At 70.2% G+C, this 13953-nt stretch carries 12 protein-coding genes; 7 read left to right on the top strand and 5 right to left on the bottom strand.

The window, feature by feature from the left end; genetic code table 11:
• Window positions 1–199: hypothetical protein (locus tag ACLQ2T_RS28860; RefSeq protein WP_425769515.1), on the bottom strand; the 199-nt coding region annotated here is incomplete at its 3' end.
• A 269-nt stretch (window positions 200–468) separates the two neighbouring features.
• Here ACLQ2T_RS28860 and ACLQ2T_RS28855 point away from each other — a divergent pair.
• The 3 genes from ACLQ2T_RS28855 to ACLQ2T_RS28845 all read left to right on the top strand — a co-directional run bounded on the left by ACLQ2T_RS28855 (window position 469) and on the right by ACLQ2T_RS28845 (window position 5650).
• Window positions 469–3543, top strand: coding sequence for a M12 family metallo-peptidase (locus tag ACLQ2T_RS28855; protein ID WP_425769514.1), 3075 nt, complete (start codon window positions 469–471; stop codon window positions 3541–3543).
• A 123-nt stretch (window positions 3544–3666) separates the two neighbouring features.
• Entirely contained in the window at window positions 3667–4929 is a 1263-nt protein-coding gene (locus tag ACLQ2T_RS28850) for a WxL protein peptidoglycan domain-containing protein (RefSeq protein WP_425769513.1), read from the top strand.
• A gap of 73 nt (window positions 4930–5002) precedes the next feature.
• Complete coding sequence (locus ACLQ2T_RS28845; RefSeq protein ID WP_425769512.1) at window positions 5003–5650, top strand: acVLRF1 family peptidyl-tRNA hydrolase; 648 nt, start codon at window positions 5003–5005, stop codon at window positions 5648–5650.
• A 60-nt stretch (window positions 5651–5710) separates the two neighbouring features.
• Here ACLQ2T_RS28845 and ACLQ2T_RS28840 read toward each other — a convergent pair whose 3' ends face one another.
• Window positions 5711–6742 carry a hypothetical protein gene (locus ACLQ2T_RS28840; RefSeq protein WP_425769511.1) on the bottom strand — a complete coding sequence of 344 codons (1032 nt, stop codon included), beginning with the start codon at window positions 6740–6742 and terminating at the stop codon, window positions 5711–5713.
• Window positions 6743–6867: 125 nt separating this feature from the next.
• Window positions 6868–7773 (bottom strand): KPN_02809 family neutral zinc metallopeptidase, encoded by a 906-nt coding sequence (gene ypfJ / locus ACLQ2T_RS28835; protein WP_425769510.1) that lies wholly within the window; start codon window positions 7771–7773, stop codon window positions 6868–6870.
• 247 nt (window positions 7774–8020) lie between these two features.
• Here ypfJ and ACLQ2T_RS28830 point away from each other — a divergent pair, with 247 nt between their 5' ends.
• A complete protein-coding gene (locus ACLQ2T_RS28830; RefSeq protein ID WP_425769509.1) occupies window positions 8021–9625 on the top strand; it encodes an ABC-F family ATP-binding cassette domain-containing protein in 1605 nt (534 codons plus the stop codon).
• A 72-nt stretch (window positions 9626–9697) separates the two neighbouring features.
• Here ACLQ2T_RS28830 and ACLQ2T_RS28825 read toward each other — a convergent pair whose 3' ends face one another.
• Complete coding sequence (locus tag ACLQ2T_RS28825; protein ID WP_425769508.1) at window positions 9698–9886, bottom strand: hypothetical protein; 189 nt, start codon at window positions 9884–9886, stop codon at window positions 9698–9700.
• 214 nt (window positions 9887–10100) lie between these two features.
• Between ACLQ2T_RS28825 and ACLQ2T_RS28820 the strand changes: the two genes are divergently transcribed.
• The 3 genes from ACLQ2T_RS28820 to ACLQ2T_RS28810 all read left to right on the top strand — a co-directional run bounded on the left by ACLQ2T_RS28820 (window position 10101) and on the right by ACLQ2T_RS28810 (window position 13252).
• Complete coding sequence (locus ACLQ2T_RS28820; RefSeq protein ID WP_007072022.1) at window positions 10101–10328, top strand: helix-turn-helix domain-containing protein; 228 nt, start codon at window positions 10101–10103, stop codon at window positions 10326–10328.
• A 46-nt stretch (window positions 10329–10374) separates the two neighbouring features.
• The gene (locus tag ACLQ2T_RS28815) at window positions 10375–11142 is read left to right on the top strand and encodes an enoyl-CoA hydratase/isomerase family protein (protein ID WP_425769507.1); all 768 of its coding nucleotides are present in this window, start codon (window positions 10375–10377) and stop codon (window positions 11140–11142) included.
• A 142-nt stretch (window positions 11143–11284) separates the two neighbouring features.
• Window positions 11285–13252, top strand: a complete 1968-nt coding sequence (locus ACLQ2T_RS28810) for an ABC transporter ATP-binding protein (RefSeq protein ID WP_425769516.1) — start codon at window positions 11285–11287, stop codon at window positions 13250–13252.
• Between the two features lie 75 nt (window positions 13253–13327).
• Here ACLQ2T_RS28810 and mug read toward each other — a convergent pair whose 3' ends face one another.
• On the bottom strand, window positions 13328–13951 hold the full coding sequence (mug, locus tag ACLQ2T_RS28805) for a G/U mismatch-specific DNA glycosylase (RefSeq protein WP_425769506.1): 624 nt from the start codon (window positions 13949–13951) through the stop codon (window positions 13328–13330).
• Window positions 13952–13953 lie beyond the last annotated feature (2 nt).

The raw sequence follows: 13953 nt of genomic DNA, 5'->3' as shown, positions 1-13953 counted from the left end.
CGCATTCGTCACCCTCGCCGCCGCCCTGACCTGCCACAAGCGCTACCTCAAACTCACCACCTGAGACACGCTCTAAGCGACGGTCGTCACGACCGCGATGACGGTCGTCATCTGCGATGAACACCACAAATATGACGGCCGCATGTGGATCGTGTGGCAGCCGGGTGAAGAAGGCTGCTGAGGGACGGATATCTCTCATGCGCCGAACGGTTGGATCATGGTCGTCCCATAGTCGCGCTTGATCATCCGTTCGGTGTTGGTTGAGGCCTGAATCAGTGGAGCCACTGTCAATTCCTGGCTGCCGAGCGACTGTCGGCCAACGTCCTGCCAGGTGGACCTCACCCTTCCGCCCGATGCCCCGAATTCATCTCGTGTTTAGGGTGCTGGCAAATCCCTGATCATCTTGCCCTCTCCATCACCGAGGAGAGGGCAAGTCTGGTCATACCCCCCTCACAGCTGGGAGCAACCTTGAGGATCATCCTCACCCAACAAGCGCGTGGCGGGCGCAGCAGTGCCCCGCCACGTCGTGGTCGGCTGGCGGGCGTCCTGGCCGCAGCGCTGACCGCAGCGCTGCTGCCAGTCCTGGCGGCACCCACCGCTGCCGTAGCAGCTCCGTCGAGCGAGAGCCTCTGGCGCAAGGTGGACGGCAAGCCCGCTGCGACCAAGTCGGGCAAGAAGGCCGCCATCAAGGCGAAGAAGCAGAAGACCTTCACGCTTGACCGGGCCGGCATCGAGAGCCTGCTGGACAACGCACCGCTGGAGAACCGCCTCGCTGCCCGTCAGCAGCGGCAGTTGGTGTCGCTACCCGCCCCGGACGGCACGTTCCAGCGCTTCGAGCTGGTCGAGTCGCCGGTGATGGAGGCGGGCCTCGCCGCCGCTCACCCGGAGATCACCACGTACGCGGGCAAGGGCGTGGACGACCCGACCGCGACGGTGCGGGCGGACCTCACCCCGCTGGGCTTCCACGCCTCGGTGCGCTCGTCCGACGGCACCTGGTACATCGACCCGTACTACCAGCGCGACCAGAGCCTGTACGCGAGCTACTTCGCCAAGGACCTGGAGGACACCCACGGTGAATTCCACGAGCACGAGGACGTCGAGACGGCGGCCCACGCTCTGAAGGAAGAGGTCGGGGCCCAGGCGGAGCCGACCATCGGCCCGCTGGTGTCGCTGCGGACCTACCGGCTCGCGATGGTCACCGACCCGTCGTACGCCAACTACTTCGGCGCGGAGAACGTGACCGCGGCGAAGGTCACGCTGATCAACCGGGTGAACCAGATCTACGAGGACGAGACCGCGATCCGGCTCGTCCTGGTAAACGACACCGACAAGACGAACCTGAACACCCCGGAGCTGGCCACCGAGCCCAACGGCCCGTGTGGCGCGGCAGCCTGCTACACCCCGGCCCAGCTCGCCGGGTGCAGCAGCAGTCTGCTGAACCGCAACCGGATCGTGCTCGGTCAGCTCGTCGGGGCCGGCAACTACGACGTCGGACACATCGCCCTCGGCCTCGCCGGCGGCGGTGTCGCCGGCCTCGGCGTGGTCGGTGGTGACGGCAAGGCGCGCGGCTGCACCGGTCTGCCGAACCCGGTCGGTGACTACTTCGCGGTCGACTATGTCGCACACGAGATCGGTCACCAGTTCGCCGGTAACCACACCTTCAACGGCAACCAGCACAACTGCTCCGGCGGCAACCGCAGCGCGGCCAACTCGTACGAGCCGGGCAGCGGTTCGTCGATCATGGCGTACGCCGGCATCTGCCGGCAGGACAACCTCCAGCCGCACACCGACCCGTACTGGTCGCACCGCACCTTCACCGAGATCACGACCTTCGTCAACGCGACGCGGCCGGCGATCAACGAGGTGCAGACCGTTTCGCTGCGCGACTTCGACACCGACGGTGACTCCTTCACGATCAGCTACGGTGGCGCCAACTCGGCCCCGATCGTGCGTGGCGTCAACTACACCACCGCCGGCATCAAGGCCGCGATCGAGGCGATCCCGGGCTGGCCGGCGGGCGCCACGGTGAACGTGGCCGCCTTCGGCGGCAGCGGGACGCTGAACGACACCGGCTTCCAGGTGACGTTCACCGGCGCGCTGGCCCAGACCAACGTCGAGCAGCTCGCCCTGACCAACGTCTTCGGTGCCTCCGGCTTCGTCGGCGAGACGTCCAAGGGTGGTGCCATCGACAACGGCGGGCACCTGGTGGAGCAGACGGCCAACCACGCTCCCGTGGTCACCGTGCCGGACAGCGTCACGATCCCGGTGCGTACCCCGTTCGCGCTCACCGGTAGCGCCACCGACGCCGACGGCGACGCGCTGACCTACCTGTGGGAGCAGAACGACCGGGGTGCCTCCGCCGGTACCGCACTGGTGAACAACACCAAGACCAACGGTCCGTTGTTCCGGGTCTTCGGCGAGGCGGCGAACGTGACGCCGGAGGACGCCCAGCAGTACCACTCGCCGGGCCAGAACGTGGTCACCACCAACTCGACCCGGGTCTTCCCGGACATGAAGCAGATCCTGGCGGGCAACACCAACGCCAAGACGGGCGCCTGCCCGGTGGCGCCGGCGCCGCCGACCAGCGGGAGTGCCTCGAACGTTCCCGCGGAGATCGTGGAGTGCTTCTCGGAGTTCCTGCCCACCCAGGACTGGGTCGGTTTCAACAATGACCGGACCCTGAACTTCAAGCTCACCGCCCGCGACGGGCGGCTGGGTGGCGGTGGCGTCGGCAGCGCCAGCGTTGCCGTGGTCCTGGCTCCGCAGGCTGGGCCGTTCCTGGTCACCTCGCAGGGCACCGACGCCGGCCTCGACGGCGGCTCGACCCAGACGGTGACCTGGGACGTGGCCGGCACCGACCAGGCGCCGGTGAACGTCAGCGAGGTGAAGATCACGCTTTCCGCCGACGGCGGGGAGACCTTCCCGTACGTGCTGGCGGAGCGCACCGCGAACAACGGCAGCGCCGAGGTGCGCCTGCCGAACGTCTCGACGGACAAGGCGCGCATCAAGATCGAGGCGGTGGGGAACGTCTTCTTCGCCGTCAACGACGCCGAGTTCACCATCCTGCTCAACGGTGGGGACGCGCAGCAGCAGATCACCACCACCGTCAAGCCGGGTCCGCTGGCGCTGTCCGTCGCCGGCTCGACCGTCGCACTGCCGGCGGTCAACCTCGGTGACATCACCACCGGTGCGCTGAACCGGGCCACCGTCGAGGACCTGCGGGGCACCAGCGCCGGCTGGAGCCTGACCGGCCAGGTCTCCGACTTCACCTCGACCAACGGTGCCAGCATCGCTGCCGGTAACCTCGGCTGGGTGCCGTCGGCGGAGGCTCAGACCGAGCGGTTCATCGGTACCCAGGGTGTCGTCACCCCGGGTGCCGTCGCCGAGCCCGGCGCCGGTCTGGGTGAGGCACGTGCCCTCTGCACCTCGACTGCCGGGGTCAGTGGTGGCGTGTTCACCTGTGACGCTGAGCTCAACCTCGGTGTGCCGTCCTCCGCACGGGCGGGCGACTACATCGCGACCCTGACCCTGACCCTCTCCTAGGTTCGGGTAGTCGGGTCATCCCGGTGGGGCGGAGCAATCCGCCCCACCGGGGGCGGGACGGGGGCCACAAACCCCCGTCCCGCCGTCCCGACCCGCTGAAACACGATCTTCCGGAGCACCGGTATGCCCTCTGCAACGTTCCTGTCCCGGTTCCGACCCGCGCCCGACGCCACGGCGTCCCGGGCGCGTCGGTCCTTTGTCGCGGTCGCGACGCGCATCGGTGTACCGCTCGGCGCGGCGCTGCTCGCACTGAGCATCGCGCCGCCGGCCGCCGCCGCGCCGGCTACTCCCAGCCCGTCCGCGCCGGGCACCACCGGGAGCAGCGCCGGGCAGCAGGTGGATCGCTTCTCGGTGCAGCCCTCCGGGCCGAAGGGGCCGACCGGACGTAACCACTTCATCTACGACGTGGCCCCCGGCAGCGTTCTGTTCGACTACGTCGGGGTGACGAACCTCAGCGACCGGCCGCTGACGTTCCAGGTGTACGGCACGGATGCCTTCACCACCGTCGACGGCGCCTTCTCGCTGCTGCCCGCGAACCAGGACCCCACGGACGTCGGCTCCTGGACCCGCGTCGAGAAGAAGAGTGTCACCGTCAAGCCGGGCAAGCGGGCGGACATCCGGTTCGAGATCAGCGTGCCCACCAACGCCACCCCGGGCGACCACATCGGCGGGGTGATCGCCGCGGTCCGGCAGGCCGGTGTCACCGCCGACGGGCAGCAGGTCCAGATGGACCGGCGGGTCGCGGCCCGCGTCTACCTCCGGGTCACCGGTGACGTCGCTCCCGCCCTGACGGTCGAGTCGATGGACGTCGAGTACCAGACGCCGATCAACCCCTTCGGCCGCAACGACATGGTGGTCACCTACCGGTTGCGCAACACCGGCAACGTCCGTCTGGGCGGTACCGGCGAGGTGACCGTGAAGGGTCCCTTCGGTTGGAAACTGGCCCAGAGCGAAGAGTTGGCGCTGCCGGAACTGCTGCCCGGCTCGGTCTTCACCGTCACCGAACGGGTCACCGGTGTGCCGCCCGCGGTGCGGCTGACCGCCGAGGTGGAGCTGACTCCCGCCATGGCCGACGGCAGCGTCCTGTCGTCGGTGCGTACCGGCGAGAGCATCTGGGCGATGCCGTGGCTGCTCCTCGCGGCACTGCTGGTGGCCGGCGTCACGGTGTACCTGCGGATCCGTCGCCGCCGGGCCGCAGCCGCCCAGGCGAACCCGGGGGAGAAGTCGGCCGCGTCCGGTGGCCCTGCGCCCTCGGGTGAGGCCGCGGTGTCGCCGTCGGGTGAGGCCGCCGTGCCGGAGCAGGCGGCGCCGTCGGGTGAGGCGCAGCAGCAGCCCGCCGTATCCGCGCAGCCGACCGCAGCCACCGATCAGCCCGCAGCCCGGTAGCCCGGTAGCCCGGTAGCCCGACGAGCGTCGCGGTGGTCGTGGGACGCGTAGGGCGATGCCGTACGGTCTGGGCATGACCAGTCGACCCGCTGCCGGCGGCGGCCGGTGGGTCGAGGTCGATCCGGCCCGGATCAACCGCTGGGTCGCCGGTTTCACCGACCGGCACGGCCCGCCCACTGTCACCGCCCAGGAGTACGGCCTGCTGCTGGCCGCCCCGGACGGCGCCACCGCCGAGCTGCACCGCCCGCCGGGCGCACCCGCGACGCCCGACCTGGATGCCTTCGTCGGGCAGGCCGTTGCTTCCCGGCGGATCGGCTTGCTGCTGGCCCGCAAGAGCGCGGTGGCGGTCGGCATCGCCGAGGGGGAGCGGCTACCGGTGCACAAGGTCGACACCCGGTACGTGCAGGGGCGTACCGCCGCCGGCGGCTGGTCGCAGCAGCGGTTCGCCCGCCGCCGGGACAACCAGGCGAAGGCGGCCCTGGCCGAGGCGGCGGACCTTGCGGTGCGCCTGCTGCTGCCGGAGGCCGACCGCCTGGCCGCGCTGGTCGTCGGCGGTGACCGGCGGACGGTGGACGGGATCCTCGCTGACCGCAGACTCGCCCCGCTGGCCGCGTTGCGCGCCGAGCGGCTGCTCGACGTTCCCGAGCCCCGATACGCGGTGCTCCAGGACGCGGCTACCGCCGCCCGTGCAGTCCGCATCCTCGTCCGCGACCCCGCCTGACCGCCCTGAGCGTCAGGAAGCGTCTCGACCCGGCGACCGGCCGGCCGGCTCGGGCAACGCTCAGGACCGGACGAAGAGGATCGCCCGGCCGTCGCGTACGCCGACGATCTGCCCCCGAACGTTGATGTCGACGACCCGGTCGGTGGGACGCAGCCCGAGGGTGGTCAGGTCGATCATCCGGCCACGCCGCCAGAGAAAGGGGTGCGACCCACCGTCGGCGAGGTTGGCGTGACCGACGATCTCGCCGAGGTCGTTGATCCCGGTCGCCTCGCTGACGCTGCCACCCAGAGTGCCGAGGTCGCGGATCGTCCCGTCCCGCCACAGGTAAGCCCGGAACACCCGATCCGCGTTGTGCGAGTAGCCGACGATCTCACCCCGGTTGTTGATGTCCGTCGGCGGACTCCAGCTCGACCCACCGAGGGTGCCCAGCGGGGTGAGTACCCCGTTGCGCCAGCGTCCACCGAGGCAGTCACAAATCTGGTACCAGTTCTCGGTCACGTACTGGACCGCTAGGTCGCCCCGGTTGTTCAGCAACGCCGGACTGCCGTGGTACATGTTGTTGCGCTGCACCTGGATCGTCTCGCCCCGCCGCATCAGGAAGGTGCTGTCCGTCCAGTCCGGCGCTCGGCTGTAGCCGGCCACCGTCCCCGAGTCGTTGATGGAGTAGGCTTCGCTCTCCTCATTGCCGAGCGCCGCCAGCCGGGTCACCCGGCCGTCACGCCAGAGGGCTGCCTGATCGCCTCCCCACATGTCGGAAACGCTGCCGGCCACCACGCCCGCGTTGTTGATGTCTCGGACCGAGAACCGCTGGACGTCGGCCGGCAGGGGCAGCGGCTTCCCCCGCCCCGCGTGCCAGATGAAGCTGATGCCGCCGGGGCCGGTGCCGACGACCTGTCCCCGTTCGTTGAGAGCCAGCCGCGCGGGAAAGGCGTTGAAGCCGAGGTCGACAGCCTGGTAGGTGAACGGCGGCCGGGCCGCCGCGGCGGAGGCGGGCACCGCTGCGGCGACCGCGACGGCCGTGGCCAGAACGGCGGCGGCGAGTGTGCTCGGACGGCGGGAGATGAGGGTGGGCCGGTGCTCGGTCGAAGGCATGGCGGCTCCCTGGCGGACCGACGAGGGGTCCGACTACAGTAGAGGGTTACTCGACAACGTAGAGTAACAACCTCGCTCCTGCCCGCACCAGCCCGAACGGGACCCGGTGGTAAAAGGGACCCTTCCTACATCCGGCCGCTGAAGGTGTCGCAGGTGGCCGGGTCGCCGCTTTCGTAGCCCCGGTTGAACCAGCGCTTGCGGTCGGCCGAGGAGCCGTGGGTGAACTCGTCCGGGTTCACCGGCCGGTTGGCCCGCTCGGAGATGGCGTCGTCGCCGATCGCCTCGGCGGTGTCGATGGCCTCGGCGATGTCCCGTTCGGTGATGCTGGTGAAGATCTTCTGACCCCGCTCGTCGGCGGTGCCGGTGGCGTTCTTGGCCCAGGCACCGGCGAAACAGTCGGCTTGCAACTCCAGCCGTACGGACAGCTCGTTGGCCGCTCCCGGGTCGCGCTGCTGGGCGCGGCGGACCTGCTCGTTGGTGCCGAGCAGGTTCTGCACGTGGTGGCCGTACTCGTGGGCCAGCACGTACGGCTGGGCGAACTCGCCGCTGGCGCCGAGTTGCCCGGCCAGCACCTCGTAGAAGCTCAGATCGATGTAGACCAGGGAGTCGGCCGGGCAGTAGAAGGGTCCGACCCCGGAGTCGGCCGAGCCGCAGGCGGTGTTGACGGCCTGATTGAAGAAGACCGTACGGGTGGGGCGGTACTGCTCGCCGAAGGCCTCCGGCAGGGCGGTACGCCAGTACGCCTGGATCGAGTTGACGTACAGGTTGTTGCGGCAGTCCAGGTGCTCCAGCGCGTCCGGGGCCTCGCAGCGCTGCTCCAGCGCGGTGTTGTCGCCCTCCTCGCCGGTCATCGCGTTCAGGCCGAAGCCGCCGCCGACCAGGGCCACCAGGACGGCGATGACGATCCCGACGATGCCGCCGCGCCCGCCGCCGACCGGGATGGGGATGCCCATCCCGCCGCCTCCGCCGCCGCTGCCCCGCCGGTCGTCGACCTGGCTGGTGTCGATGCGGGCGTTCTCGTTCAGCTCCATGATGACCCCGATCAGTCGGTGATCAGTTTCTGAATGGTCGCGGTGCCGGAGGCAGGCTCCGGTGGGCGATTCCGTACCCGACGATCTTGGTTGATAATCCCCGGTGCCCATCCAGCGGGGCCCGGTACACTTGTCGCCGTGCTGCTCTGCGAAGGCTGAACGCCCCGCGCCGACGGGTCACCGAGATCCGCCGGCGCTTTCCTGTGCCCTGAGTCAGCCTCCGGATCCCGAGAGCGAGTACCCCGACATGATCACTGCCAGCGGCCTGGAACTGCGCGCCGGCGCCCGGATTCTGCTGTCCGACACGACCCTGCGGGTGCAGCCCGGTGACCGGATCGGCCTGGTCGGCCGTAACGGCGCCGGCAAGACCACCACCCTGAAGGTGCTGGCCGGTGAGGGCCAGCCGTACGCCGGGCAGGTCGACCGGCGCAGCCCCGTCGGCTATCTGCCGCAGGATCCGCGTACCGGCGATCTGGAGGTCACCGGCCGCGACCGGGTGCTCTCCGCCCGCGGCCTGGACGCCCTGATGGCCGGCATGCAGGACCTGGAGGCGAAGCTCGCCGACGGCGGCGACGAGAAGCTGGTCCGCCGCTACGGCGCGCTGGAGGACCAGTTCGCCGCCCTCGGTGGGTACGCCGCCGAGGCCGAGGCGGCCCGGATCTGCGCCAACCTCGGGCTGCCCGACCGGGCCCTGGCCCAGACCATCGGCACCCTCTCCGGCGGTCAGCGCCGCCGCATCGAACTGGCTCGGATCCTGTTCCGCGACGCCGGCGACGACGGCGGCGGCATCCTGCTGCTCGACGAGCCCACCAACCACCTCGACGCCGACTCGATCACCTGGCTGCGCGGCTTCCTGGCCAACCACAAGGGCGGCCTGGTGGTCATCTCCCACGACGGTGACCTGCTCGAATCGGTGGTCAACAAGGTCTGGTTCCTCGACGCCACCCGGTCTGTGGTCGACGTCTACAACCTGGGCTGGAAGGCGTACCTGGAGGCGCGGGAGACCGACGAGCGGCGTCGCCGCCGGGAGCGGGCCAACGCCGAGAAGAAGGCCGGCGCACTGATGGCCCAGGCGGACAAGATGCGGGCCAAGGCCACCAAGACCGTCGCCGCGCAGAACATGGCCCGCCGGGCCGAGCGGCTGATGTCCGGCCTGGAGGAGGTACGCGTCTCCGACAAGGTGGCCAAGGTGCGCTTCCCCGCCCCGGCCCCGTGCGGCAAGACCCCGCTGACCGCGACCGGCCTGTCCAAGTCGTACGGGTCGTTGGAGATCTTCACGGACGTCAACGTGGCGGTGGACCGGGGTTCCCGGGTGGCCATCCTCGGGCTCAACGGCGCCGGCAAGACGACCCTGCTGCGGATGCTCGGGGGCCTGCTGAAGCCGGACACCGGCGAGGTGCACCCCGGGCACGGGCTGCGGCTGGGCTACTACGCCCAGGAGCACGAGACCCTGGACGTGACCCGGACCGTACTGGAGAACATGCGGGCGGCGGCGATCGAGCAGACCGACACCGAGCTGCGCAAGATCCTCGGGGCCTTCCTCTTCTCCGGTGAGGACGTGGACAAGCCCGCCGGGGTGCTCTCCGGCGGGGAGAAGACCCGACTGGCCCTGGCCACCCTGGTCTGCTCCGGCGCGAACGTGCTGTTGCTCGACGAGCCGACCAACAACCTGGATCCGGTCAGCCGGGAGCAGGTCCTCGACGCCATCGCCCGGTATCCCGGCGCGATCGTCCTGGTCACCCACGACCCGGGTGCCGTGCTGGCGCTCAAGCCCGATCGCGCCATCCTGCTGCCGGACGGCGACGAGGACGCCTGGAGCGACGACCTCCTGGAACTCGTCGAACTGGCGTGAGCGCAAGGGCCTCTTCCTGACCCACCCGGGGATGGTTGCCCAGCCAGGCACCCGCCGCGCACCAGACGGCGATCAGGGTCGCGAAGACCAGCACGTAAGCGGTGTCCACTGGTCGGGCAGGGGCAGCAGGCCGGCCGCGACCACGCCGCTGGCCACCACGAGGACGCCGATGTCGTCGATGTCGGTGGCCGCGAACACCACGGCGGCACCGGTCACGGTGCCGAGCACATCGAGCATGGCTGGCACGTACGCGCCGAGCACAGAGTGAGTAGATCAGCACGACGGGTGATCGTCGGAGTTCGCGGCCGAGGGCCGGGTGAGCTGGGGCGGGCCAGGGCGGCGTCACCTATCGGGAAGCTGACAATGCATAGCGTGTCGGTTGGCGAATAGTTGATATCTGGCGCATGATCGTTCGAGACGGTCTAATAGGTGGGACCGTATCCGAACCGCACAGTCTGGGACGTGAGGACACAGCATGGCAGCCACGGGCACAGCCACCAGCACTGAGAAGGGTCGCCGGATCGTCGGAGCCGAGCGTCAGACGCTCGCCAAGGACCTCGTCAAGCGGTACACCGGGGGAGAGAGCATTCGTGCTCTCGCGGCCTCAACCGGCCGTTCCTACGGATTCATCCACCGGGTACTCACCGAGTCCGGGGTGCAGCTGCGGCAGCGCGGCGGCGCTCGGCGCCGGAAGAAGGCGTGACGCGCCGGTCCACGGCGCCCACCATCGCCGTGACCCGGGCCGCCCGGTGACCGCCGAGGCGACCGGGGTCCGGCTGGAATGCGACGGGCCGGTGGCCACAGTCACCCTGTGCCGGCCCGACGTGCTCAACGCGCAGACCCCGGCGATGTGGCGCGCGATGAGCGAATTCTCCCGGGTCCTGCCCGGCGATGTACGCGTCGTGATCCTCCGTGGTGAGGGACGGGCGTTCTCGGCGGGACTGGACCTGTCGACAGCCGGCGCCTCCGGCCCGGACTCCTTCGCCGAACTGGCCGCCCTGCCGGAGTCGGAGTGCGCCGACCAGATCGCCGGTTACCAGGCCGCTTTCACCTGGCTGCACCGGCCGGACATCATCTCCATCGCCGCCGTGCAGGGGCACGCCATCGGTGCCGGCTTCCAGCTAGCCCTCGCCTGCGACCTGCGGGTGCTGGCCACGGACGCCAAGCTGTCCATGGCCGAGGCGACCATCGGGCTGGTGCCGGACCTGGCCGGCACCAAACGCCTGGTCGAGCTGGTCGGCTACAGCCGGGCGCTGGAGATCTGCGCCACCGGCCGGCGGATGGACGCCGCCGAGGCGGACCGCATCGGCCTGGCCACCCTGGTGGTGCCCAACGACGAGCTTGACGGCGCGGTACGCGACCTCGCCGCGGGCCTGCTCGCCAACGACCGCAACGCGGTCGTGGAGATCAAGGCCCTGCTCACCGGGGCGAGCGGCCGAAGCCACGCCGAGCAGCAGCGGGCCGAGCGCGAGGCACAGACCCGACGGCTGCGTGATCTCACCGGGCGCGGTGAATAGTCGCCGAGAATGGTAAGGACCGATCGGGAAGTACCGGGTTACTTACGAGGTTGTCGTAGGCATCGGGAGAATTGACCCGACGGCAGATCGACTGACGATTCGATCGCCAGTGACGACCCGGAGGTGACGCTTGTCCAACCACATGGCCACCGGCGGTTGGGGCATGCTCCGGTCGATGCGCAGCCGCGACGAGATCTCCACCCACCGCCTCAAGCGGGGGGTGGCCCGGCGGATCGTCGCGTTCGCCCAGCCCTACCGGCGCGACATCATCGTGTTCCTGCTGACGGTGATCGTCGCAGCGGTGATCGGGGTGGCCACCCCGCTGCTGGCCGGTGACGTGATCGACGCCATCACCCGGGGCGGTCCCGAGGGTGGGTCCGTGGTGACCCGGCTCGCCCTGTTCATCGCCGGGCTGGCCGTCGCCGACGCATTGCTCTCGCTGGCCCAACGGTGGTATTCGGCACGCATCGGCGAGGGCATCATCCTCGACCTGCGTACCCGGGTCTACGACCACGTGCAGCGGATGCCGCTGCAGTTCTTCACCCGCACCCAGACCGGTGCCCTGGTCAGCCGCCTCAACAACGACGTGCTGGGAGCCCAGCGGGCGTTCACCTCGACCCTGTCCGGGGTGGTCAGCAACGTGATCCAGTTGCTGCTCACCGCCGCCGTGATGTTCACCCTGTCCTGGCAGATCACCGCGCTGTCGCTGGTGCTGCTGCCGGTGTTCATCATCCCCGCCCGCCGGGTCGGGCGACGGCTGGCCGAGATCACTCGTGAGTCGTACAACCTCGACGCCAAGATGAACGCCACCATGACCGAGCGGTTCGGGGTGTCGGGTGCGCTGCTGGTCAAGCTGTTCGGCCGGCCGGAGGCCGAGGCCGACCGGTTCGCCCGCCGCGCCGAGCGGGTACGCGACATCGGCATCCAGTCGGCGATGTACTCCCGGACCTTCTTCGTGGCGATGATGCTGGTGGCCTCGCTGGCCCAGGCGCTCACCTACGGCCTGGGCGGCTGGCTGGCGGTCAGGGGTGAGGTCAGCGCCGGCACGGTGGTCACCCTCGCGTTGCTGCTCACCCGGCTCTACGGTCCGCTGACCGCGCTGAGCAACGTCCGGGTGGACGTGATGAGCGCCCTGGTCTCCTTCGACCGGGTCTTCGAGGTGCTCGACCTGAACCCGGCGATCACCGAACGGCCCGACGCGGTACCGGTGCCCAAGGGCGCGGGCAAGGTGGAGTTCCGCGACGTGCGGTTCCGCTACCCGAGCGCGGCGGAGATCTCGCTGGCCTCCCTGGAGGAGGTCGCCACCCTGGACCGCACGATCAACGATCCGGTGCTCAAGGGGGTGTCGTTCACGGTCGAGCCGGGTCAGATGGTGGCCCTGGTAGGCCCCTCCGGTGCCGGCAAGTCCACCCTGTCCATGCTGATCTCCCGCATCTACGACGTCACCGACGGGCAGGTGCTGGTCGGTGGGGTGGACGTACGGGACGCCACCCTGACTTCCCTGCGCGACGAGATCGGCGTGGTCACCCAGGATTCCCACCTGTTCCACGAGACCATCGCGGAGAACCTGCGGTACGCCAAGCCCGACGCCACCGACGAGGAGTTGTGGGCCGCCCTGGCCGGCGCCCAGGTGGCCGACCTGGTCCGATCCCTGCCCGACGGGCTGGACACCACGGTGGGCGAGCGGGGCTACCGCTTCTCCGGCGGGGAGAAGCAGCGCATCGCCATCGCCCGACTGCTGCTCAAGGCACCCTCGATCGTCATCCTCGACGAGGCCACCGCCCACCTGGACTCCGAGAGCGAAGCGGCCGTGCAGCGGGCGCTGTCGGTGGCTTTGACCGGACGCACCGCACTGGTGATCGCCCACCGGCTGTCCACCGTCCGCGACGCGGACCAGATCCTGGTCCTGGACGGGGGCCGGATCGTCGAGCGGGGCCGCCACGAGGAACTGGTCGCGGTCGGTGGCCTCTACGCCGAGCTGTACCGCACCCAGTTCGCGTTGGCCGACTCGCCCAGCCCGTACGCCGATGCCGCCCACCCGGAACCGGTCGTCATCCCCACCCGCGAGTATGTCGCCGACGAAGCCCTGCCGCCCGCCGCCGCCAACTGACCACCCCGGCGGGCGACCACCCCGGTTGCCCGCCGGCCGCCGTCAACTGACCCCGCCGCCAACTGAAGCGGCGGGCTAGCCGGTGGCGGCCTCGCGCAGGGCGGCGAAGGCGGCTGCCAGGGTCTGCGGGGTGTAGTGGGCGTTCAGGCCGCTCGGATTGGGCAACACCCAGAGCCGGGCGTCGGCCAGCGGCTCGGGCTGCCGACCGAAGGTCGCCTTGGGTCGGGCGAATCCCACCCGGTAGGCGGTCACCCCGACCACGGCCACCCAGCGGGGCCGGTACCGGGCCACCTTCTCGGTCAACTCCCGGGCACCGGCCACCAGTTCGGCCGCGGTCAGCTCGTCGGCCCGGGCGCTGGCCCGGGCGACGATGTTGGTGATGCCCAGCCCCAGGGCGGGCAGGGTGTCCTGCTCGCTGGGGTGCAGCAGGCGTGGAGTGAACCCGCTGCGGTGCAACGCCGGCCAGAACCGGTTGCCCGGGCGGGCGAAGTGCCAACCGGTGGCCGCCGACCACAGCCCGGGGTTGATGCCCACGAACAGCACCTCCAAGCCGGGGCGGATGACATCCGGCAGCGTCCTGTCCACGGCCGCGGCCAGTTCCTCGCGGCTGGGGCGCGGATTCGGGGCTCTTCGAACTTGAGCGGGGTTCGCGGCTGAGTCGACCCGGGAGTGAAGGGCTCGCAGCCCGTCGGTGATCATCT

Source organism: Micromonospora sp. DT229 (assembly GCF_049844505.1).
In the GTDB taxonomy this organism is placed as follows: Bacteria; Actinomycetota; Actinomycetes; order Mycobacteriales; family Micromonosporaceae; genus Micromonospora.
Note: the sequence above shows the minus strand (reverse complement) of the source record. Positions and strands in the feature narration are given on the sequence as shown.